The 248-nt window shown below is 35.9% G+C and carries 1 pseudogene; it reads right to left on the minus strand.

Annotated features, from left to right (window positions below):
* Positions 1-152 (minus strand): annotated as a pseudogene (locus PVA17_RS25210) (IS5/IS1182 family transposase); the annotation flags it as partial.
* Between the last annotated feature and the right edge of the window lie 96 nt (positions 153-248).

Genomic DNA, 248 nt, shown 5'->3' on the forward strand with positions numbered 1-248 from the left:
TCCGTATTTTGAAATGCCTCTTGTTCGGCATGTGTATCCGACTTAATTGTGACAGAATATGTTTTACTTTTTGCACCTTCTTTATAACAGCCCTCTCTCCTTGGACATACTTTGCATTTTTCAATGTCAAAATAATAGGTCTGACTTTGACTCTAAAATGTACCCTTTGTAAAGGACATTTAAAAAAAGGTTAGGCATCTTTTTGAAGCTGCTGTCTGTATTTTGCAGGCGGCAGCTTTTTTAAATTC

Source organism: Lysinibacillus sp. CNPSo 3705 (genome assembly GCF_028674935.1).
Taxonomy (GTDB): Bacteria; Bacillota; Bacilli; order Bacillales_A; family Planococcaceae; genus Lysinibacillus.